The sequence below is a fragment of the Amphibacillus indicireducens genome, assembly GCF_039539605.1.
GTDB classification, from domain to species: domain Bacteria; phylum Bacillota; class Bacilli; order Bacillales; family Amphibacillaceae; genus Amphibacillus; species Amphibacillus indicireducens.
The window spans coordinates 1-20,073 of record NZ_BAABDL010000002.1 but is presented as its reverse complement, the minus strand read 5'-3'; the positions used below and the strand labels follow the sequence as shown (position 1 = coordinate 20,073).

At 36.0% G+C, this 20,073-nt stretch carries 20 protein-coding genes; 7 read left to right on the top strand and 13 right to left on the bottom strand.

The annotated features are described in order from the left end of the window. Positions 1 to 223 precede the first annotated feature (223 nt). From ABD814_RS00140 to ABD814_RS00090, 11 genes are all read right to left on the bottom strand, one after another. Positions 224 to 1,177 (bottom strand): tRNA dihydrouridine synthase, encoded by a 954-nt coding sequence (locus ABD814_RS00140; RefSeq protein ID WP_344909215.1) that lies wholly within the window; start codon positions 1,175 to 1,177, stop codon positions 224 to 226. Positions 1,178 to 1,303: 126 nt separating this feature from the next. Then, the gene (locus ABD814_RS00135) at positions 1,304 to 2,914 is read right to left on the bottom strand and encodes a glycoside hydrolase family 9 protein (protein WP_344909213.1); all 1,611 of its coding nucleotides are present in this window, start codon (positions 2,912 to 2,914) and stop codon (positions 1,304 to 1,306) included. A gap of 369 nt (positions 2,915 to 3,283) precedes the next feature. Continuing rightward, complete coding sequence (locus ABD814_RS00130) at positions 3,284 to 3,901, bottom strand: V-type ATP synthase subunit D (protein ID WP_344909211.1); 618 nt, start codon at positions 3,899 to 3,901, stop codon at positions 3,284 to 3,286. Further along, positions 3,901 to 5,286: a V-type ATP synthase subunit B gene (locus ABD814_RS00125; RefSeq protein WP_344909209.1), complete on the bottom strand. Its 1,386-nt coding sequence runs from the start codon at positions 5,284 to 5,286 to the stop codon at positions 3,901 to 3,903. The genes ABD814_RS00130 and ABD814_RS00125 overlap by 1 nt, the downstream gene beginning before the upstream one ends. A gap of 12 nt (positions 5,287 to 5,298) precedes the next feature. After that, positions 5,299 to 7,065: a V-type ATP synthase subunit A gene (locus ABD814_RS00120; protein ID WP_344909207.1), complete on the bottom strand. Its 1,767-nt coding sequence runs from the start codon at positions 7,063 to 7,065 to the stop codon at positions 5,299 to 5,301. Beyond that, the gene (locus ABD814_RS00115) at positions 7,062 to 7,655 is read right to left on the bottom strand and encodes a V-type ATP synthase subunit E (protein ID WP_344909205.1); all 594 of its coding nucleotides are present in this window, start codon (positions 7,653 to 7,655) and stop codon (positions 7,062 to 7,064) included. The genes ABD814_RS00120 and ABD814_RS00115 overlap by 4 nt, the downstream gene beginning before the upstream one ends. A 14-nt stretch (positions 7,656 to 7,669) precedes the next feature. Then, on the bottom strand, positions 7,670 to 7,978 hold the full coding sequence (locus ABD814_RS00110) for a V-type ATP synthase subunit F (protein ID WP_344909203.1): 309 nt from the start codon (positions 7,976 to 7,978) through the stop codon (positions 7,670 to 7,672). Between the two features lies 1 nt (position 7,979). Continuing rightward, a complete protein-coding gene (locus tag ABD814_RS00105) occupies positions 7,980 to 8,429 on the bottom strand; it encodes an ATP synthase subunit C (RefSeq protein ID WP_344909201.1) in 450 nt (149 codons plus the stop codon). Positions 8,430 to 8,445: 16 nt separating this feature from the next. Next, positions 8,446 to 10,404 (bottom strand): V-type ATP synthase subunit I, encoded by a 1,959-nt coding sequence (locus ABD814_RS00100; protein ID WP_344909199.1) that lies wholly within the window; start codon positions 10,402 to 10,404, stop codon positions 8,446 to 8,448. A 15-nt stretch (positions 10,405 to 10,419) separates the two neighbouring features. Continuing rightward, on the bottom strand, positions 10,420 to 11,475 hold the full coding sequence (locus tag ABD814_RS00095; RefSeq protein WP_344909198.1) for a V-type ATPase subunit: 1,056 nt from the start codon (positions 11,473 to 11,475) through the stop codon (positions 10,420 to 10,422). A 10-nt stretch (positions 11,476 to 11,485) separates the two neighbouring features. After that, complete coding sequence (locus ABD814_RS00090) at positions 11,486 to 11,797, bottom strand: hypothetical protein (protein ID WP_344909196.1); 312 nt, start codon at positions 11,795 to 11,797, stop codon at positions 11,486 to 11,488. Between the two features lie 644 nt (positions 11,798 to 12,441). On the opposite strand from ABD814_RS00090, the gene ABD814_RS00085 reads away from it, so the two are divergent. From ABD814_RS00085 to ABD814_RS00075, 3 genes are all read left to right on the top strand, one after another. Beyond that, positions 12,442 to 12,990 (top strand): DUF2812 domain-containing protein, encoded by a 549-nt coding sequence (locus ABD814_RS00085; protein ID WP_344909194.1) that lies wholly within the window; start codon positions 12,442 to 12,444, stop codon positions 12,988 to 12,990. Between the two features lie 286 nt (positions 12,991 to 13,276). After that, complete coding sequence (locus ABD814_RS00080; RefSeq protein WP_344909192.1) at positions 13,277 to 13,600, top strand: PadR family transcriptional regulator; 324 nt, start codon at positions 13,277 to 13,279, stop codon at positions 13,598 to 13,600. Positions 13,601 to 13,604: 4 nt separating this feature from the next. Continuing rightward, entirely contained in the window at positions 13,605 to 14,231 is a 627-nt protein-coding gene (locus ABD814_RS00075; protein ID WP_344909190.1) for a hypothetical protein, read from the top strand. A gap of 152 nt (positions 14,232 to 14,383) precedes the next feature. Here the strand turns inward: ABD814_RS00075 and ABD814_RS00070 are convergent, their stop codons facing one another. Together ABD814_RS00070 and dcm are read right to left on the bottom strand one after the other, a co-directional pair. Beyond that, positions 14,384 to 15,466 (bottom strand): HpaII family restriction endonuclease, encoded by a 1,083-nt coding sequence (locus ABD814_RS00070; protein WP_344909188.1) that lies wholly within the window; start codon positions 15,464 to 15,466, stop codon positions 14,384 to 14,386. Between the two features lie 21 nt (positions 15,467 to 15,487). Beyond that, complete coding sequence (dcm, locus tag ABD814_RS00065) at positions 15,488 to 16,645, bottom strand: DNA (cytosine-5-)-methyltransferase (protein WP_344909186.1); 1,158 nt, start codon at positions 16,643 to 16,645, stop codon at positions 15,488 to 15,490. Positions 16,646 to 16,899: 254 nt separating this feature from the next. On the opposite strand from dcm, the gene ABD814_RS00060 reads away from it, so the two are divergent. The 4 genes from ABD814_RS00060 to ABD814_RS00045 all read left to right on the top strand — a co-directional run bounded on the left by ABD814_RS00060 (position 16,900) and on the right by ABD814_RS00045 (position 19,742). After that, positions 16,900 to 17,580, top strand: a complete 681-nt coding sequence (locus ABD814_RS00060) for a response regulator transcription factor (protein ID WP_344909184.1) — start codon at positions 16,900 to 16,902, stop codon at positions 17,578 to 17,580. 95 nt (positions 17,581 to 17,675) lie between these two features. Beyond that, positions 17,676 to 18,593 carry an ABC transporter ATP-binding protein gene (locus tag ABD814_RS00055; protein ID WP_344909182.1) on the top strand — a complete coding sequence of 306 codons (918 nt, stop codon included), beginning with the start codon at positions 17,676 to 17,678 and terminating at the stop codon, positions 18,591 to 18,593. Continuing rightward, positions 18,586 to 19,335: an ABC transporter permease gene (locus tag ABD814_RS00050; protein WP_344909180.1), complete on the top strand. Its 750-nt coding sequence runs from the start codon at positions 18,586 to 18,588 to the stop codon at positions 19,333 to 19,335. The genes ABD814_RS00055 and ABD814_RS00050 overlap by 8 nt, the downstream gene beginning before the upstream one ends. 107 nt (positions 19,336 to 19,442) lie before the next feature. Continuing rightward, a complete protein-coding gene (locus tag ABD814_RS00045) occupies positions 19,443 to 19,742 on the top strand; it encodes a histidine kinase dimerization/phospho-acceptor domain-containing protein (RefSeq protein WP_344909178.1) in 300 nt (99 codons plus the stop codon). Positions 19,743 to 20,073 lie beyond the last annotated feature (331 nt).

Below are 20,073 nucleotides of genomic sequence, written 5' to 3'. Positions count from 1 at the left end.
AACCCTTACTAATAAAGCTTATTCGATACTATTTCCTTGTTAATTAATTAGTTAATTAATTAATTTTCTTAAGTATGTTTTGCTGTTAGAGCCATTATACATAAAAAAACTCAAATGTGCACTTTTTTGCATAAAAAAATCCCCCACGTAATCTGTGGAGGTTGGAAATTTTAGGGACTAGGCTGATTGTTACATACTTTTTCTTGACCTAGCCCACAATTTTTTACTCAAACTGATTGAGCAACCTGCGTACCTCATCAGTTGTTTCTGTCATCATCAATTCATTTCGTAATTCACTTGCCCCTCGAAAACCTCGGACATAAATTTTAAAAAAGCGTCTGAGTGGTTTAAAGGAACGGTCTTCTATTTTCGAATAATGATCAAACAGATCTAAATGCAACTTTAACAAATCAAGCAATTCTTGATTGCTATGATCCTTTGCTTCTTTTTCAAATGCAAATGGATTTTTAAAAATCCCCCGACCAATCATGACGCCATCAACACCATATTTCTCAACCAATTCTAACCCTGTTTGACGGTCAGGAATATCACCATTAATCGTCAACAAAGTGTCTGGTGCGATCTTGTCTCGAAGCTGTTTAATCTCAGGAATCAATTCCCAATGGGCATCAAAATCACTCATTTCCTTGCGCGTCCGTAAATGGATCGACAAGTTCGCAATGTCTTGTTCTAGTATGTGTCCTAACCAGTCACGCCATTCATTTAAATACGTGTAACCTAGTCTTGTCTTGACACTGACAGGTAATCCACCAGCTTTCGTTGCTTCAATAATTTCAGCCGCCTTATCAGGAAAGCGAATCAAACCAGCACCCTTACCCTTAGATGCAACATTCGGAACAGGACAGCCCATATTAATATCAATGCCTTTAAAACCTTGTTCAGCTAATCCGATACTCATCTGCCGGAAATATTCAGGCTGATCACCCCAAATATGAGCAACCATTGGCTGTTCATCCTCAGTAAACGTCAGCCGACCACGGACACTTTCTTTTCCTTCTGGATGGCAATAACTGACCGTATTCGTAAACTCTGTGAAAAAGACATCCGGTCTTGCTGCTGCACTAACAACGTGACGAAAGACAACGTCCGTCACATCTTCCATTGGTGCTAATACAAAAAACGGTCGCGGTAAATCACGCCAAAAATTTTCTTTCATATTAAAATCCTTTCAAATAGAGGACAAGCTAAACTTATCTTGCTCTCCAAAAAATAAATAGATAGAATCTTTTGATCCTATCTATTTATACCATGTTTACAGACTCATTTTCAATTCAAATTCACTTTAAAAATGTGCCAGCACAAATAACGCAGGTGAATTCCAATAAATTGTCACTTCATTTGTCGCATAACTATCCTCATGGTCAGCAAAGGATTTAGCAGGTGCTCTGCCTTGCAAATGTTCTGCTGCATATTCGTCCTGTATGCCCGCATTCGGTCCACCAGAAACTAAACCAGGAACGGGTGCATCAACACCATCTGCTACAGAAGGACGATGATGCGGCTCCATAACTGGTCGATCACCAAAACCAGTCACATAACTCATATCAAGTGTATTTCGACCAAATAAATAATGAACATGATCAAGCGCGCAATCCTCGAACTCCTTTTTACCCGTCAAATGATGAGCAAATAATAATGTCATTCCCCGATTCATTAACTCCATGTTACTACCCCAAATATAGTCTTCATTCTTTAACGAAATTAAATAACCATCTGCAGAACAAACGTCAACTAATTGTTCTGCTTCCTTAATCAAACCTTCTTTTAACTGCTGATACAAAGCTCGATCACTCGCCCCTTCACCATTAAGCAAGTACGCAATCGTCCCGTAGCCGCCCATGTCAGCCCAACCAAATTCATTTTTTGAAAAACTCTCTTGCGCTAATTGTTTGACGAACTGATGATAGTTTTCTTTCCCTGTTGTGCGGTATAGCTCTGCAGCAGCCCAGTAGCGCTCATCACGATCATCTTTGTCACCATATTCGCCAGTTGTTATTTCTAGTGGATTTTTAAAGCCAGGTACATCGGGATTGTTTAAAAGCCACTGCCAAGCTTTTTCAGCTCGCTCCAAACAAACTGTAGAGAATTTTTGATCAAATGGTTGATACACTCGAGCGGCCATCGCCATGATCGCTGCGAAAGTTCCCGTGGCCGTAGCTGAAATTGGCGTAAAGTATTGCGGCTCAAGATCATCCTCAGGCATTACATCAAGTCCTGGGAATTCAAGCGTTGTTAATTTATGATAGACACCACCCGAACCTAGCTCTTGCATTTTTAATAGCCAGTCTAATTCAAACCGACATTCATGTAAAATATCTGGTGTAATCCCATCTGTTTCAGGAATCGGTATTTCTTGCTTAAAAGCATCTGGTTTTAATTCATAAGCAAGTAATAAATCAGCAACAGCCTTTGCACCAGCAACCGTATATTTGCCATAATCTCCAGCATCATGCCAACCACCCGTTCCATCAAACTTAAGATCTTGGCTATCAAACACAATACTCTTTTCCAGATGACAAGCCTGATGCGCCCAGTCTCCAGCAAATTCTTCAGTTAATTCCATTCCACAACGATAGAAATAAAACGCTTTCAAAATACCTTGACGAGCAACTTGATAAGCACTTTCATCAATCACGAATGTTGCTGAACGATCATTGCTTGCTTTTATCTGATATTGCCCTACTTTTGTTAGTTCAGAAAAATCACCAAGATAAACAGTCTCTCCACTCGCCTGGTCAGCAATAGCTTCTGACAATCCCCCACGATAAACGACCTGATCAGTCACTTGATCAATCACTTCAAAAGTTTGATATTTATTCGTAAAGACAGCAACCTTACTCGCTCTAACTGGATAACCTAATTGATTCACTTTAATCTGACGTACAGTGCTCATACACACAGCTCCCTTTGTTTATGTATTAATTACTATCTTTAATGTTAGTAGCTTTCTTGATAGAGTCAAGCGATTTTTTCTGACTTCATCGGACAATTTTTGATTTTAATGTCGGTAATATGTCCGTAGTTGCTCAACTACGGACTTTTTGCCTTAAAAAATCTGCAAAAATGTCCGTAGTGGGTACGACTGCGGACTATTTCAATCTTAAAAAGTAAGAAAATGTCCGCAGTCAGTCAACTACGGACATTTTCTCGTCTAAGTAATCAAAATATGTCCGTAGTTAATTTTCAAAAAATATAATGCTAGTAGCAAAACTAAAAAAGCTCAAAAAGTGATTTAAAACACTTTTCAAGCTTTTATTAGTCTCTAACGTAGAATCTTTTCTTTAACTACTTTCAAACGCGTAAACTCTTCACGCTCTTTCTCCTCCAAAGCATTGACAATCTCAACTTTTTGAGCCCGAAGTTTTGGAATCGAAATATTTTTTAAAGCATTGGCTCTTTTCTGCGTCTTACGAATATTATTTGCCAAACGAAAAGCCGTATTTTCAATCATCGACAAATCAATCGTTAACTTCTTCACCTTTTCAAAAGCCGCCCGCGCCTCATCGAGTGATGAGTTCGTACTATAAAAAGAATAAGCTGGCCTTGAAGGTGTCTCATCATACTCAACTAACGGAATTTCCGTTCCCATCACACTACGAACTTTTAATTTTAGTGAATCTTCAATCGGAACAGTTGCAGCAATTTCTTCAACATAACGAATTCCTGCTTCAACGTTAGCTTGCTCTAAAGCAGCATAAGCATCGCGATACGTTTGGTCAATTTGACGCTGTATTTCCTCCGCCTCTTTAACCAAAGTCATGATTTCATTAATTAAAATCACACGTTTCCGATCAAGCATCTCATAGCCTTGATTAGACAGAGCAAGAGTCTTCTCGATTCTCATTAAATTACCTTTAGTTGGCGCAGTATTTTCAGGCATTATAACACCTTCTCTAAACCATAATATTGATCCAACAACTGTGTATCAATCCGATCCAATTCTTCACGTGGCAACATCCGTAATAACTCCCAAGCAAAATCTAATGTTTCAATTATACTTCGGTTTTCATCTTTTGCTTGACCGAGGAACTGATCCTCAAATTTACGACCATAGGCTAAATACTTTTTATCTGTTGGTGCAAGTTCATCCTCACCGATAACCGATGCTAATGACCGAGCTTCCTTCACTCGAGAATATGAGGCAAACAATTGGTTTGCAACAGCTTGATGATCTCCCCGCGTATATTTCTCACCAATACCACCTTTCATCAACCGTGAAAGTGATGGCAAAATATCAATTGGTGGATAAATCGATTTTCCTTGTAAATCCCGATCAAAGACAACTTGTCCTTCCGTGATATAACCTGTCAAGTCTGGAATCGGATGGGTTATATCATCGTTTGGCATCGTCAAAATTGGGATTTGTGTAACCGAGCCTGGTTTACCAGCAACAATTCCTGCACGCTCATAGAGCATCGCTAAGTCACTATATAAATAACCGGGATACCCTTTTCGCGATGGAATCTCTTGTTTTGAAGCTGATATTTCCCTTAACGCTTCACAGTAAGCTGTCATATCTGTCATAATTACAAGAATATGCATCCCTAAATCGTAAGCTAAATACTCTGCAGCAGTCAGCGCAACACGTGGTGTCATAATACGCTCAATGACTGGATCACTAGCGACGTTAAGGAACATCGTGACTCGATCTAAAACACCACTCTCTTCAAACGTCCTTCTAAAAAAATCTGCGACGTCATGTTGCACACCCATTGCAGCAAAAACAACCCCAAATTTTTCACTGCTTCCCTCACCAAGATTGGCTTGTCGAACAATTTGAGCAGCTAACTCATTATGCGGTAAGCCATCTCCAGAAAAGAAGGGCAGTTTTTGACCACGAATTAATGTCGTCAATCCATCAATTGCTGAAATCCCTGTTTGAATAAAGTTTCTTGGATACTCACGAGAAACCGGGTTTAACGGATCACCATTAACATCTCTTTTCATTACAGATGAAACGTCACCTAATTGATCAATCGGGCGACCAATTCCATCAAATGTACGACCCAATATCTCTGGTGATAACGGAATCTCCATTGGACGACCCGTTAATCTTGTATGCGTATTTTCAAGTGACATATCTGCCGTGCTTTCAAACACTTGAATAATCGCTTTATCTTCATATACTTCTATGACACGTCCAAGTTTTTTCTTTGTACGCTGGACGGAAAACTCAACAATCTCATCGAAAGCCACATCTTGAACACCTTCTAAAACAACAAGGGGTCCATTTATCGAATCGAGCCCTAAATATTCAATTGACATTTAAACCCCTCCTTATGCATTTGTCGCCATAATGTGATTGTAGAATTGATCAATATCGTCTAAATACTGATCGAGTAAGTCCAATCGATCATTTGGTACATCATATTTTATCGTCACAACACGATTAAAAATTTGATTTTCTAATAAGAGCGACATCGGCATTCCCATCGAGATCATCTCACGACATTGACGATACAGATGTAAAATAACTTCGATCATTTTTGCTTGTTTTTCTAATGAAACATTTGTATCCTCTTGATGAAAAGCATCTTGTTGTAGAAAGCCTAAGCGAATCACTCGAGCAATCTCAATCGTCAGTTTCTGATCATCTGGTAAAACATCACTACCGATTAATTTAACGATGTCCATTAACGAGCTTTCCTGATGTAAAATCTCAAGAATTTGACGACGATTATTAATAAAGTCTGGTGATACATTGTCCCGGAACCATGCAGACAGGTCATCAACATAAAGACTATAACTATTCAACCAACTTACGGCTGGATAATGACGTTCATTGGCAAGTTGACGATCCAATCCCCAAAAACAACGGACAAATCGCTTCGTATTCTGTGTCACAGGTTCAGAAAAGTCGCCACCTTGTGGAGAAACAGCACCAATAATTGACACAGATCCTTCCGATTCATTTAGGTTTTGCATTAAGCCAGCACGTTCGTAAAATGTCGCTAGCCGGCTTGCTAAATAGGCTGGGAATCCTTCTTCCGCTGGCATTTCTTCTAGTCGACCCGATAACTCACGCAATGCTTCCGCCCAACGCGAAGTCGAATCTGCCATAATCGCCACATCATAGCCCATATCGCGGTAGTACTCTGCTAACGTTACACCGGTATAGATTGATGCTTCTCTAGCGGCAACAGGCATATTTGATGTGTTGGCAATTAAAACCGTTCTTTCCATCAATGAATTTCCAGACTTCGGATCCTCTAATTCAGAAAAATCCTCTAGCACTTCAGTCATTTCATTCCCACGTTCACCGCACCCAATATAAACAATGATATCTGCATCAGAATATTTAGCGACCTGGTGCTGCATCATCGTTTTTCCAGTTCCAAAGCCACCAGGAATCGCAGCTGTTCCGCCTTTTGTAATTGGGAATAGCGTATCAACAACGCGTTGGCCAGTGATTAGTGGCACAGAACTTTCATGGCGTCTTCTAACAGGACGTGGAATTCGGATTGGCCATTTTTGGGCAAGTCGAATCTCAACAATCGTGTCGTCCAACTGTTGGATTTTCACAATTGGTTCAACGACAGTATAGTCACCATCTTCAACAACTTCAATCACCTTTCCATCAATATTTGGCGGGATCATTGACTTATGCACGATCGTTTTCGTTTCTTGAACTTCAGCAATAATCATGCCACCAGTCACTTCTTGGCCAAGTTCTACAGTCACATGAACAGGCCATTTGCGCTCTGTATCTAGCGATTCAACTTGAACGGATTTCGTGATGTATTGACCAACCTGGTCTTCAATTGTTTTTAATGGACGTTCGATTCCATCAAAAATATTATTTAAAATCCCCGGGCCAAGTGTAACGCTCATCTGTTGACCGGTACCATAAACAGGCTCCCCTGGCTTCATACCAGATGTCTCTTCATACACTTGGATCGTTGTCATCTCATTGTTAAGCGAAATGATCTCACCAATTAGACGCATCTTTCCGACATAAACCATCTCAGACATTTGAAATTGAGTTTTTCCTTTTAGATAAACAATTGGTCCATTGATTCCATAAATTGTTCCTTGTTGTTTCACATGTTAGCCTCCTCTTCAACGAGATCAAAGGAGAAGTTTTCTCTTTCCGCTTCTAACCTTTTCAAAAACGAATAATCAATCAGCAGATTGCGCGATTGAATCACACCACGAATCCCACCAATAAATGGTCGGTCTGACACGATCAGCTTGTGACCCGTTCGTTGTTCAAGCTGATTCACTTTATCAGCATCTACTGGATCGATATATAGCAAAATTTCCTCATCTTTTGCAATCTTGAGCGCTTGATTAATTTGTCTTTCTAATAAGGTAATATAATCATCTGTCTGCATAAAGTCAGCTAGTTTTTGATCAACTTGATCAAAGATTTCCGCTTGTAATTTTTGCTGTTCTTTATGCAAATTACGTTGCATTTTTAATTGCAATTGAGCATGTTGTTTATTACGCTCTTTACGCACATTTTCTGTTTCAGTTGCTAAAATGATGTTATCCTTTTGTTTCTTTTCATTTTGATGATCTTGATAAATCTTTTTTAACGATACTTCAAATTCATTCAATTGATTTGCGACTGATTCTTCTGTTTCTTTAAAAACTAAATCTTGAAAAAGGTTTAATTTTTCATTTCCATTCATTTGCTCACCCCGCTCTATAATTTCACGCCGATCGCTTCATTTACATACGCTGTAATAAAATCTGGCCGACGCCCTGTTCCGTATCGATCCGGAATTTCCACGAGCAATGGGCGTTGGTGATCCACCCGAATATCATCAATTAATTTAGAAAATTGTTTTCCCAATTTTTCTGTAATCAAAATAATCGCAATCTCTTCATCTTGAACAGCCGTATCTAATGCTTGCCGAATCTGTTCCCTTTCATGCACAACAACGCCCTCGACACCAGCTAACCGCATACCGGTCAACGTACTCAAGTTATCGCTAATTAAAAACATTTTCATTTTACAGCTGTCCTAAAATCATAAATGAAATAATTAAACCGTATAATGCAATCCCTTCAGCTAGTCCAACAAAAATTAATGAACGACCAAAAATCGAATCATCTTCACTGATCGCACCTAATGCTGCCGATGACGCACTCGCAACCGCGACGCCTCCACCAATACATGACAAGCCCGTTACTAAAGCTGCAGCGATATAACCCATTCCAGTTGCGAATCCGGTATCTACAGCCTGCCCTGCAACAGCTGGTTCCGCAGCCAGTAGTTGAAAATCTGGATTGTAGGCTAAAATTGTTGCAATCACAATTCCAGTAATAACAGCAGCAATATTACCAACTAAAGCGCGTTTATAGCGGCTCCGAGATTTTGCTCCAAAGAAATAATAAGCAAAAGGTAAGACAAATCCTAAAATAAATGTAGCTAATAATGTCATTTTAATAAGTGTATTCAATGTTATTTCCTCACTTTCAGTTTTTCGTTACATGATTTTCAAAGGGTCTTCCGTCCCCTTTATAGAAATGGCTAAAGATCTCATAAAACTCCAATCGTAGCACTTGGATACCAACGACTAAACCTTCAAGCGCAATGACAATTAAGTTTCCAAAAATAATCACAAGCCAATTAATGCTACTACCCTCTGTTGCACCAGATAGCATTAAAACAACTTGCATCATCGCAGCATGACTCATCGCAAATGCACCAACCCTGACAAACGACAAAGTATTTGAAAAGTAGCTTAATAAGATTTCAAAAATTTCAAAGAAGGCTTGCACAGCAAACATAACTGGTCCTTCACTACCTTCGATCTGCTTCCTTTCCATCATCGCCAAAATCGGTTCTTTAAAAGCCATCATAATTAAAGGAAAGCCAAAGACAATCGCTAAGACAATCCCTGCTGGCAATGGATTTCCTGTCATAAACAAGACAATCACGGTGACAAGTGCTGCATAAAAAATTAATCCTGCCACACCATTGCGATCAAACAGAACTGCCTTTGTTTCATGTGTTTTGATTTCAGAGACAATATTAATGATTAACGTTGTCAAAATCAAAAACATACCAAATGCAATCGCAACGACAAAGACGGTATTCATCGTTCCGATAAACGGCAACTCAGTCATCGCAGTCATTGGATGAAGCCAGATCGTATCAAACACATTTTCAAAACCAAAGACACTACCATACATAAAACCGAAGAACGTGGCAAAGACTCCAGCTAAGGCAATAATCCCACCTAAATCAGCTTTTTTCTTTTTGTAAATAAAATAACCACCTAATGCAAGTAACGCTCCTTGTCCGACATCCCCAAACATGACACCAAACAATAGTGAATACGTTAAGGCAACAAGCCACGTTGGATCAAATTCTCGATAATTCGGCACACCATACATTTTGATAAACATCTCAAACGGACGGAAAATAGCAGCATTTTTGATTTTCGTTGGTGGTGTCCCTCCGCCAGGTGGATTGTTGTCATCCTCCAAAATCGCCACAATGTCAGGATCACCATCTGTTTCTTCGATCAACTGCTCTGCATCTTCTGCGTCCATCCAGCCCATCAGCAAATATTGCGTTTCTTTTTGGAGAAACTCATCATGTGTTAAAGCAGCATATTTCCGCACACTGAAGTTTTCCGATAACACTTCTAAGCGCTGTTTAGCCGAAAATATTTCTGACGCATACGGTCGAATCATCTCTTCAATCACGGTATCATTTTCAGCAATCTCTGTATCAATCGATTTTATTGTTTCACTTAATCGGGCAATGATTTCTTTTGGTGTGCCAAAGTATTCTTCTTCCTGTGGGACAAAAATTCGTTCCCAATTCATCGAAATATACAACGCATCAACACGTTCAAGTGACTGTTGTGGAGTAAAGTAAACGCCATACGTGTAATCCTCATCTTGACTACCTTCAATAAAAATAGACGTAAATCGATCTAAAACATATTTTTTAAATTTTTCATAGTTTGAATGAGTAAATCGTCCAAATCGAAAGCGAATATGGTCCATCGCTAAAATGCGTTCAATTGGATAATCAACACCCTCATATAAATCAATCATCTCAAGTGATGCTTCTTTTTGTGCTTTAAAACCTCTTAACTCTTGTTCTTTTTCAAGGTATGGATCAAGATGATTTTCCATTTGCTCAATCGAAACTTTGAGCATCTCCATTGATGGTGTATCAATCACCAATTGACTCTTCTCTTTATCCTTTTCCCTTACATATCCCCATAGCTTATTGACACGCTCCAAATATGGGGCATAAGGATTGGGACTCGTGTATGGGCGTAAACTCTTTGAACCATAAAGCTCGGTCAAGGCATTTTCAAAGTGAATTTCATACTTTGAAAGATAAACATCGACCATCCGATCAATATCATCTTGCAAACCCATAATTGTGACAAACTTCATGTCTTTGATCAAAGCGATCCCCCTCCTTTATTTAGGTTGTTTATGCTTTTGATCAATTACTCTCTGAATATTCGCAACATCCCTACCATAGTGAATCGCTTCAATGATTCGAGTAATTAATTCAACCTCTTTTTCTTTATCATGAAGATAACCATACATCGTCGCAGCTGAATAAGGCTCTTCTTTCTCCCTACCACTAATCACTTCATCCATCAATTTTTCATAAAGCAGATCGAGGTGTTGTTCCGTCCGGAATTTATCAATATATTTTGCATAGTGAGTTGTTTCGATAATTCCCCAAAACTCCACTTCATCGTTAGCCTCTAATAACAAACGAATTTTATCGGGCTTTAGTCGATAATTTATTGGAATCAATAAAGAAGCAATCTGCTCCGCTGGTAAATCATAAAACTTCTTGTAACGAAAAATAAACACAATATTTAGCAAATCAAATTGCATGCCATATATTTTTTCAAATGTCTTCTGTTCTTTCTTATTAATTAATTTATTTTTCTCTTGCCAAATTGCCGTAAAAGCATATGTGTCCAACGCTGTTTCATAATCAAATAACGTCGGATTTTCAATTCTTTCAAGTAGCTTTAGCGGTCGATAATACCGACTACCTGCTAATGCTTGACGAAATTCTTCCAAGTTCTGAGCGTTTTGCAATCGATCGAAATCTAACTTAGAATGCTTGCTTAAGAAAACTAAAAACTCATTGCCGACTTCTTGATAAATTTCTGCAACATTAAACGCACGCCGCAAAAACTTTTTCAAGACGATGACTTCATAAGTAATCCCATGGATGTGTAAAAACTTCCGTTGCTTCAAATTCCCAAACCGAAACAACTTATTATAATCTTCATAAATCGATGAGTTAAGCAAACCTTCTAACTCCACACGCGTTACCTTATTAATTTCAACATCTTGCAGTAAATCTTGATAGCCAGGATGCCGCTTTAAATAATCAGCAATTTCTCTTTCTGAAGTTAAATAAGACAGATTGATATAATCCTCTCGCTTTAATAACTTCCCTCGCATCCCACGAATCTTGGTTGTCATGGCTGTATATTGATTTAGCAATTCACCCACCTCAACCTTTAATTATATTTTCAAAAATAGTCGTTACGATTTGATTTTGTTTCGTCTGATAAACATTTTCCAAAAGATCAAGTTCCGTTTTGTATTGCGCATAAACCATTTGGCTCCGCTCTTCATGAAGCTGATCACTTTCTGTTCGAATCTGCCTCAACTGCTCCTCTGTCTCACGATCACTCTTCTGATCAAACTCTTTTTGCATCGTTCGATATCTGAGTCGAATCTTTTCTTTCTGATCATCGACATCACCTTTCATATTCTTCGCAATCTGTTCAATCTTGAACAACTTATCAATAACGGGGTCCATCCATATCCCTCCCTCCAGTTGGAAACAACTGAAAATTGGCTCAAATTAACTTTGCCCTCACTATAAATCGATTATACTCCTATTTCTGTTTTTTACAAAAAAAAAAAAAAAAAAAAAAAAAAAAAAAAAAAAAAAAAAAAGTTTGAAACTGAAAAAACCCACTCCTATCAACCATAGCCAATATTTCTGATAAAGTCCAATTCATCAAAATAATCAGATTTAATTAGCAAAAACTAAAACTTATCCTGACTAAGTTGGATTAGTATGGAACTTTTCGCTATAATTAATTGAACAGTTTCCTTTTTAAGTTATAATAATGGTGGGTGAGTTTTTTATTAAAAATAAAGATTTTTTACCTTAATTATTCATATGAGAGGTCGTCATCTGAAGACACTTCGCGTTCCGCGGGGATGGCCTCAGCTAACTTTTGTAGCAAAAATCGCTACAAAAGTGGATCTTCGGCTCATCCGATTCCCGCTGGAGTCTTCGTGTCTTCAGATGACTATACATTATTTCCGTTCACCCTTTAAGTGAGTGCGTACATATAAACGAAAGGCATTTAGTTAAGCATTATCAATTACTTTGCGATAAACTATGAATAATTTAGGTTTTTATTTTATTTTGTGAAAAAGGGAGTGGGGAATGTGCATAAGAAGATCCGAAGAAATCCGTTTAAAAATCTGTTTTTGAACTATGAAAAGGAAGAAGACTGGTTAAATATGATGTGTCAAAAAGGGGATGCACTTGATTACATTTCAGATGGGTACTATATTTTTAAGCCATGTGAACAAGGTGAATACATTTATCGGATTGAATTTTTAGATCAAGGTATAAGTCATATGCATGAGCAATCTTCTGCGATTAATTCTAAGCAAGCAAATCACGTCGATCATATCGCCTCAATTAACCGTTGGCAATACTTTAGAAGGCCAGCAAAATTGGGCAACTTTGAAATATATTCAGATAAGGATGCAAAAATTAAACTTTATCAGCGGATAAACACCATTTGGTATATGTTAGCCCTAATCTTCGTTGGACCTAGTTTCATGACCGCGTTCAAGTTCATTTTTAATCCTATTACTGAAGTAGTCACGCCGATCATCCTGCTCGATCTTATTTTGCTCTTAATCGGACTATTTTTCTTTAAACAATCACGTCCATTAGCAAAGAAAATAAATGACCTTAAGGAATGATTAGCTTAGCTCCTATTAGTGACAGATCTACTTGATTATAATCACGATCTCTGACGATTAGCTCCTATTCGCTGTACTCCAATCATTCTTAATACTCAAAATCACACGATTAATCTTTTCACAAAACCTTCGTTAAATAGGTCAACGAACTCAAATCTCCTTAGCTAAATATATCAAATTGTTATAGTATATATATTCAAAAAGTACTTGATCTGTTAGAGTAGTTCAGTTATTATATAATTAACTATGACAGATAGAGTAATCCACATAATAAGAAGGTGATTGATTGATTAGCAGTGATATTATGCGTGGCTATAATGACATCCTAATTCTACAAATCTTAAAAGAGCACGATAGTTACGGTTATGAAATTTCAAAAAAAATAACTGTTCGGAGTGAAGGTCATTATGAAATAAAAGAGGCGACACTTTATGCTGCTCTTATTCGCCTTCAAGATAAAAAGTATATCGAGTCTTATTCGGGGAATGTAAGTCAAGGTAAACCACGTACTTACTACAAGCTGACACACCTTGGGCGAAGTTACTTACAGGAAAAATTTCAAGAATGGCAAACGACCAAAAAAGTTTTAGATAACTTTATCGAGGAGTGATTATTTGAAACGTGTAAAAAAGCACATTGACCATTTGTTTCAAGATTTACCAAACAGCCAAAGAGTTGAAGCAGTTAAAGAAAACATGTTAGATACAGTTGAGGACAAGTATCAAGACTTACTTGCTCAAAATTACGATGAAAATGAAGTGGCTAATAAAATCATCTCAGAACTTGGAAGTGTTGATGAAATAAAAAAGGCGATTGGAATGAATGACCTCAAAATAGAGTATGATATTTTCAAACAAACTTATACACGTAAAGTAACACTTTACTTGCTAGGAATGTTCATTCTACCAATTCTTTCATTCATATTATTTATGTTCCTATTAGGACCGATAAAAGACGACATCATTATTCCCTTATCTGCACTCGGATCTTTAATTATTTTTATCTACTTTCTAATTAAATTCATCCAGGTGGATTCTAAGGATGAAAAATACAGAAAAATGCTTTTGACGAAATCAGAAGAAAATTTGCAGTTAATTCGTTATATTATTACTGCTGCTACAATCTTCATGATGTTTGTACTTGTTGGACTTGAAGCTCCTGCCGGCATTGTTCTTAGCATGATCCCTTTATTCATCGGAATTTATTATTATATTAAATTAAGAAAAAGTCGGAACTTTTAAATGCTTTCTAGCATCTAAGAAAATAAAGCTGTATGGGTATAATTACTAGTACAAAATCGACTTTAATCACTTAAAGTGGTTAGAGTCGATCGAGAGTAATGCCCCTCAAATTAGAAAACCTATAGGTAAATTTTATTGTTTTTTCGAAATAGTTAATTAAACCTGATTTGAAAGTTTAGATTAAAGAAATACTCATTTCCAACTTTGTAGACCTCTCCAAACCCATGCTTGGAACTACTTGGAGTATCAAGCTTAGTATTGTTCAATAAATATCCTTGAAACTCATTTTGATTATATATATGATAACAAACTAGCTCTCCATCCTCTTTTACTATAATATAACCTCCAGTTGCATCAAATTCTCCATCCCATCTTTTTCTTGGGGTTAAACCTAAAGCAACATCCCTTAAAAACGCCTTTAATTTATATTCATAAAAATTATGCCCCAATAAATTGTTGTAGTTAAGAGGGTTTTCCTTTTCTATTAACTTTGATAATTCGCTTAAGTGAGAACCCCTACCTGAAAAGTAATATAGTACTAACTCAGATAGAATCTTGGGCATTTCTGAATCAATAACTTTAAGATTTAAATCAAACATTTCATTTGAAACTTTGACAAAGTCTAAAGTGAGATCTTTTTGCTCCATCAATGCTAATCTATTACGTATTTTGTGAGTTCTTGTATTTATAGAATTTATTTGTTGGAGATCAGTATCATTAATATCCCCATTTATTTTATATACAAGATTTGTAGATTTTCCAGCATTAAAAAGTGTTGATGGCCTTCCTAATTTAGATTTGATACTAAAACCTAACATAGGTTTCATACCCGTATTGGAATCATGTACAACAATTCTAATGTCACTTTTTCGACTGGATTTAGATTTTAATGTATCAAATTTAATTAATTCAAGAAATTGATCAATTTCTTGAATTGTAAAAGAGCTGCCACTTGCACTCTTAATTTTATCAAGTAGTAACAATGCATACTTCTGAAATTCAATAATTGGTATTTTTGTTGTATGATTATTTCTTTCATCATCAATAATTATAAACTCATCATCACAAACATATTCTAATTCTTTCCCTTTTTCTATTCTTAATACTTTAATTATTGGATAGTATATATTGTGTAACCTTTCCATTTTTTCATCTGCAGCATATAGTTCTCCTTCACCTAAAAGTTTCAAAAATGTGTAGAGTTCGCTCCATTCACCTTTATTTCCTTTTAACATGGCACACACCTCCCTGTGAACTCATAAACCAACAATTTTGGAGAGGTTACTTTTCTGATCCGTTGACTCCAAAATTTCAAGTGTCTTGCCCATTAGCATTGCAAGTTCTTCTAGTACAGGAATAGTTACTGAATTACCAAATTGCTTATATTGTTGTGCATTACTGATCTCAGAAGGAAATGAAAATTTATCGATACCATCTTGCACAAATGCATAACCAATAAACCCTTGAAGTTTCCCCCACTCCCTAGGTGTCATTAATCTAATTCCTTCATGATTCAATGGCGTTTGTTTATTCTTAACAATTTTACCCCCGATACCGTCTTGTGGATCATAAACCAAGTTACGCTCTTTTCCAGATCCACCAGTAGCTAGTAGTGCATTTGATATAGGGTTATCTATCTTAGGGGAATTTACAACCATATACCCAAAGCCATTTCCTTTTCCTTTGTGTCGTGTTTTATGATTTTTTAAAGTATTTAAATACCCTTCTGAAAGATAGTATTTCTCATTTGATTGATAATCCAGTAGGTCATGCAAGTTTTTATAAATAACCGATCCACTAGATTTTTTCGGCAACTTAATCCGACTAAATAGTTCCTCTTGTTGTTCATAGCGTTTGTTATCAAATCCCATAAGATAAACTCGTGGTCGATTTTGAGGAACACCAAAGTTTTTAGAATTTAAGATGAAAGAGCTAGCTTCAAAAGTAATCTCATCATTTTCTGGATTTATATTTGCACCAATTACAGTATAATTTAATTCCTTTATAAGAGTTTCTAGTATAATTTCAAAAGTTCTACCTTTATCATGCCTAATAAGTCCTTCAACATTTTCAAGTAGAAAAGCTTTAGGTCTTGTTCTTTCGATAAGATCTGCTATATCGTAAAATAGAGTACCTCTGGTCTTGTCTTTAAAACCTTCTTTTTTCCCAGCTATACTGAATGATTGGCATGGGAATCCAGCCAATAATACATCATAAGGGGTTTTTTCCACTTTCTCTTTAAATTCATTTGAAGTAACATCATTAGTTGGATCTTCTCCAAATAAGTGATTATAAGTGATACAAGCATATTTATCGATTTCTGCAGATAAAGTATTTTCAAACATATTAGTCAGTTCAAAACCTTTTCTTATCCCACCAATACCCGCGAATAAATCAATTGTTTTCCACTTCATTATCATACTCTCCTTTATATTACAAGGTTTTTAAAAACAGATCTTTAATTACAGTATATAGGAACATACGTTTTCTATCAAGTATAGACAAAATATCTCTTATTATAGCATTAAACAGTGATTATAAGCTTACCAAATATTATTCAAAGCAAGTTTTTCGCAAAAAGAATTAACAACTCATTCAACGAATTATTTGCTAAGATATACTTAAAGATATCAACTAAAATAAGCGAAAGTTATAGCAGGTGATCACGATGTACAAAGATACACACATATTAATTATTGAAGATGACCAAGAAATTAGTAAATTATTGAGCCTAATTCTTAATAAATTAGGTCTACATTCAACAATTGCTTATTCCGGTACTGAAGGTTTATTACAGCTACAAAATAATCACTTTGACTTAATCCTTCTTGATCTGATGTTGCCAGGAAAAAGTGGTGAAGAGATCATTACACTAATTAGAGAAAAGAGTAATGTGCCAATCATTGTCATCTCTGCAAAAGTAGATATTAACGACAAAGTACATGTTTTAAAAATTGGAGCAGATGATTACATTACAAAACCGTTTAATCAAGAAGAAGTTATCGCCCGCATTGAGGTACAATTACGAAAATCAAGCATAGCACCTAAACAAAGCACAAATACTCACTGGCGCGGGTTGAAAATAAACCGGGAGAAGCGAGTTATCACTTTAAATACTGAAACGCTACACCTCACTAACGCAGAGTATGATATTTTAGATTTACTAATTAATCACCCTGAACGTGCTTTTTCCAAACAAGAAATCTATGAAAAGATATGGAAAGGGACATACTTGGGTGACGATAATACAATTAGTGTCCACGTCTCAAATCTCCGCAAAAAACTTGCAGTCATAACTGAAGATGAATATATTAAGACTATTTGGGGTGTTGGCTTTATGCTAATTTAATTTCTTTATGATTTCTTTATGATTTGCTTAAAGGATATTAAAGGTCAGTTAGATAAACTCAATATAACAAGAGATTGAGCAAAGGAGCTATCAAAATGGAAAAGGTAATTCAAACTTATCAGTTGACCAAATCCTTTAAGGAAGAGGAAGTCATTAAACCGACTGATTTTTCTTTAAGAAAAGGCGAAATCTGTGCTTTAATTGGGAAAAACGGTGCGGGAAAATCTACATTTTTTAAATTACTTGCAGGACAAACCACACCTACAAAAGGAGATATTCTACTATTTGGTCAATCAGGGAAGAAAATTGATCAAGCAAGAAAAAGAATTGGCTTTATGATTGAAACACCTCAGTTTTTTCCCGACTTTACCGCCACACAAAATTTAGAATATTTTCGTATTCAGCGCGGCGTTGTGGAAAAGAAACGCATCTCCGAAGTTTTAGAGATTGTCGGTTTAAATAATGAAAAGAAAAAGCAATTTAGTGACTACTCACTCGGGATGAAACAGCGATTAGGGATTGCACTAGGCCTATTAAGCAATCCAGATTGCCTCGTATTGGATGAACCTACTAATGGACTGGATGCAGAAGGTATTATGGAAATTCGTAAGTTATTATTAAAGTTAAATCAAGAGAAGCAGATTACTATTTTCATATCCAGTCATATTTTAACTGAATTACAATTACTCGCGCAGAGATTTGTCTTTATTAAGAATGGCGCCATTGTTGAGGATTTAAGTAAAGATGCTTTGGATAAAAAAAGCCAAAAACAAATCTATCTTAAAGTGGATCAACAGGCAAAAACAGCTCAACTATTAGAATTAACTTATCCAGATATTCAATATAAAGTGCTTCCAAACCAAACAATAACAATTCAAAACCATATCGATAAAAGTGGAGAAATTAATCGCCTCTTGAATAAAAACGATGTACTAGTGAATGAATTCCATTTGGAATCATTAAGATTAGAAGAATATTTTCTAGACTTTGTGGAGGGAAATAAAAATGATTAATTATTTAAAAAGTGAACTTTATCGTTTATTGCATAAGAAGAGCCTGCACTTAACTAGTATCATTTGTTTCTTGTTAATCTTAGCCGCTGGTTTAGTTTTATCTTATTTACCAAAAGTTGATCCTAGTTTCCCTTACGCGACAAGCCCATTTTTTTATTCAAATGTAATTAGTAGTGGCGTCTTGATTCTTATTGTTGGTTTACTCTTTAATATAGCCCTAACTGGAAAAGATATAACGGTGATCAAACAATCAGTCGCATTTGGAATTTCAAGAAAAGTTATTTTTTGGTCAAAACTCATCTTAACTTTAAGTTATTTTATCATCGTATGTTTGATCGGAATCGGATTAATGGTTGTCCTTGGAGAAAATTTGTTTACTAGCGATACCCAAGTTGTTATCAGCTTTTTACTAGCTTGTTTAAATATGATCCCGATTATCCTTAGTGGCTTCTTAATCATCCATACATTAAAGATGATTAAGGTCGGCGAAGCCTATATTGTTATTACATTGTTTTTTATTTATACATTTTCAGGAGATATCTTACGCCCTCTGTTTCGTTCGGTTTCAGGGCTAAATAACCTTTATCAATATGCACCAAGTACATTATTAACTGAAAACTTATTAAACTTTATGAATGAATCCGTAAAATTTGAGTTCAGTTATTGGCTGATCGGAGTTGTAATCTCTCTAATTACTTTACTTATCGGATCTCAAAAATTTGCTAAAATAAGCATTGATTAAGAACGAAGGTGATGATTGAAATGAATAGCTGGTTGATAATTATTTTAGTTTTTCTCCTAATTACAAGTATCGGAATACTATTACTGTTCTACTGGGATATAAAAAATATGACAAACCAATTAGAACAAATTATTGGTCATTTCGGTACAAATGAATTAGTACGGACAAATACACATAGTAAAATAATGATTCGATTTATTACAAAAATCAATCAGCTGATTCAGCTATTTAAACAAGACCAGCAACAAAGGCAAAAAAGGGAACAAACATTAAAACAAGAAATTACGAATATTTCTCACGATTTAAGAACACCTCTTACATCGATTAAAGGTTTTGCCGAGTTATTATCAGATTCAACTTTATCCGACTTAGAGAAGCAAGAATATTTAACCCTGCATTATTCATAACTTGATTTTTTATAGGTGATTTGCCCATTAAATTGCCAAAAGTGAATGCCAGTTAGGGAAATTTAGTTTTTATAACTAAATAAGTATGGTTGCTCGTTAAATTTCCACTTTTCTCTATCCGCTTTTTCCCATCAAACTTAAAAATGGGCAGACTTATCCCTCGAGATGATTTCAGTTTTTTAAAATTATGAATGGCTATTGATTGGGTCACTCAATAAGCGGTATGCCCTGAATTTTTTTCAAGGCGAACCAAAAGTTTTTTTTATAAAGACAACTGCTACATAGTTTGAAGGTCGTATAACGGGCTGTGTTGATTACTTTACCTGCTATT

Bases quoted from the DNA above. Each gene is read 5' to 3' on its own strand.
- ABD814_RS00140 (WP_344909215.1), bottom strand. From the start codon at position 1,177: ATGAAAGAAAATTTTTGGCGTGATTTACCGCGACCGTTTTTTGTATTA.
- ABD814_RS00135 (WP_344909213.1), bottom strand. From the start codon at position 2,914: ATGAGCACTGTACGTCAGATTAAAGTGAATCAATTAGGTTATCCAGTT.
- ABD814_RS00130 (WP_344909211.1), bottom strand. From the start codon at position 3,901: ATGCCTGAAAATACTGCGCCAACTAAAGGTAATTTAATGAGAATCGAG.
- ABD814_RS00125 (WP_344909209.1), bottom strand. From the start codon at position 5,286: ATGTCAATTGAATATTTAGGGCTCGATTCGATAAATGGACCCCTTGTT.
- ABD814_RS00115 (WP_344909205.1), bottom strand. From the start codon at position 7,655: ATGAATGGAAATGAAAAATTAAACCTTTTTCAAGATTTAGTTTTTAAA.
- ABD814_RS00110 (WP_344909203.1), bottom strand. From the start codon at position 7,978: ATGAAAATGTTTTTAATTAGCGATAACTTGAGTACGTTGACCGGTATG.
- ABD814_RS00090 (WP_344909196.1), bottom strand. From the start codon at position 11,797: ATGGACCCCGTTATTGATAAGTTGTTCAAGATTGAACAGATTGCGAAG.
- ABD814_RS00070 (WP_344909188.1), bottom strand. From the start codon at position 15,466: ATGTTAAAAGGAAATAAAGGTGAATGGAGCGAACTCTACACATTTTTG.
- dcm (WP_344909186.1), bottom strand. From the start codon at position 16,645: ATGAAGTGGAAAACAATTGATTTATTCGCGGGTATTGGTGGGATAAGA.
- ABD814_RS00060 (WP_344909184.1), top strand. From the start codon at position 16,900: ATGTACAAAGATACACACATATTAATTATTGAAGATGACCAAGAAATT.
- ABD814_RS00055 (WP_344909182.1), top strand. From the start codon at position 17,676: ATGGAAAAGGTAATTCAAACTTATCAGTTGACCAAATCCTTTAAGGAA.
- ABD814_RS00050 (WP_344909180.1), top strand. From the start codon at position 18,586: ATGATTAATTATTTAAAAAGTGAACTTTATCGTTTATTGCATAAGAAG.
- ABD814_RS00045 (WP_344909178.1), top strand. From the start codon at position 19,443: ATGACAAACCAATTAGAACAAATTATTGGTCATTTCGGTACAAATGAA.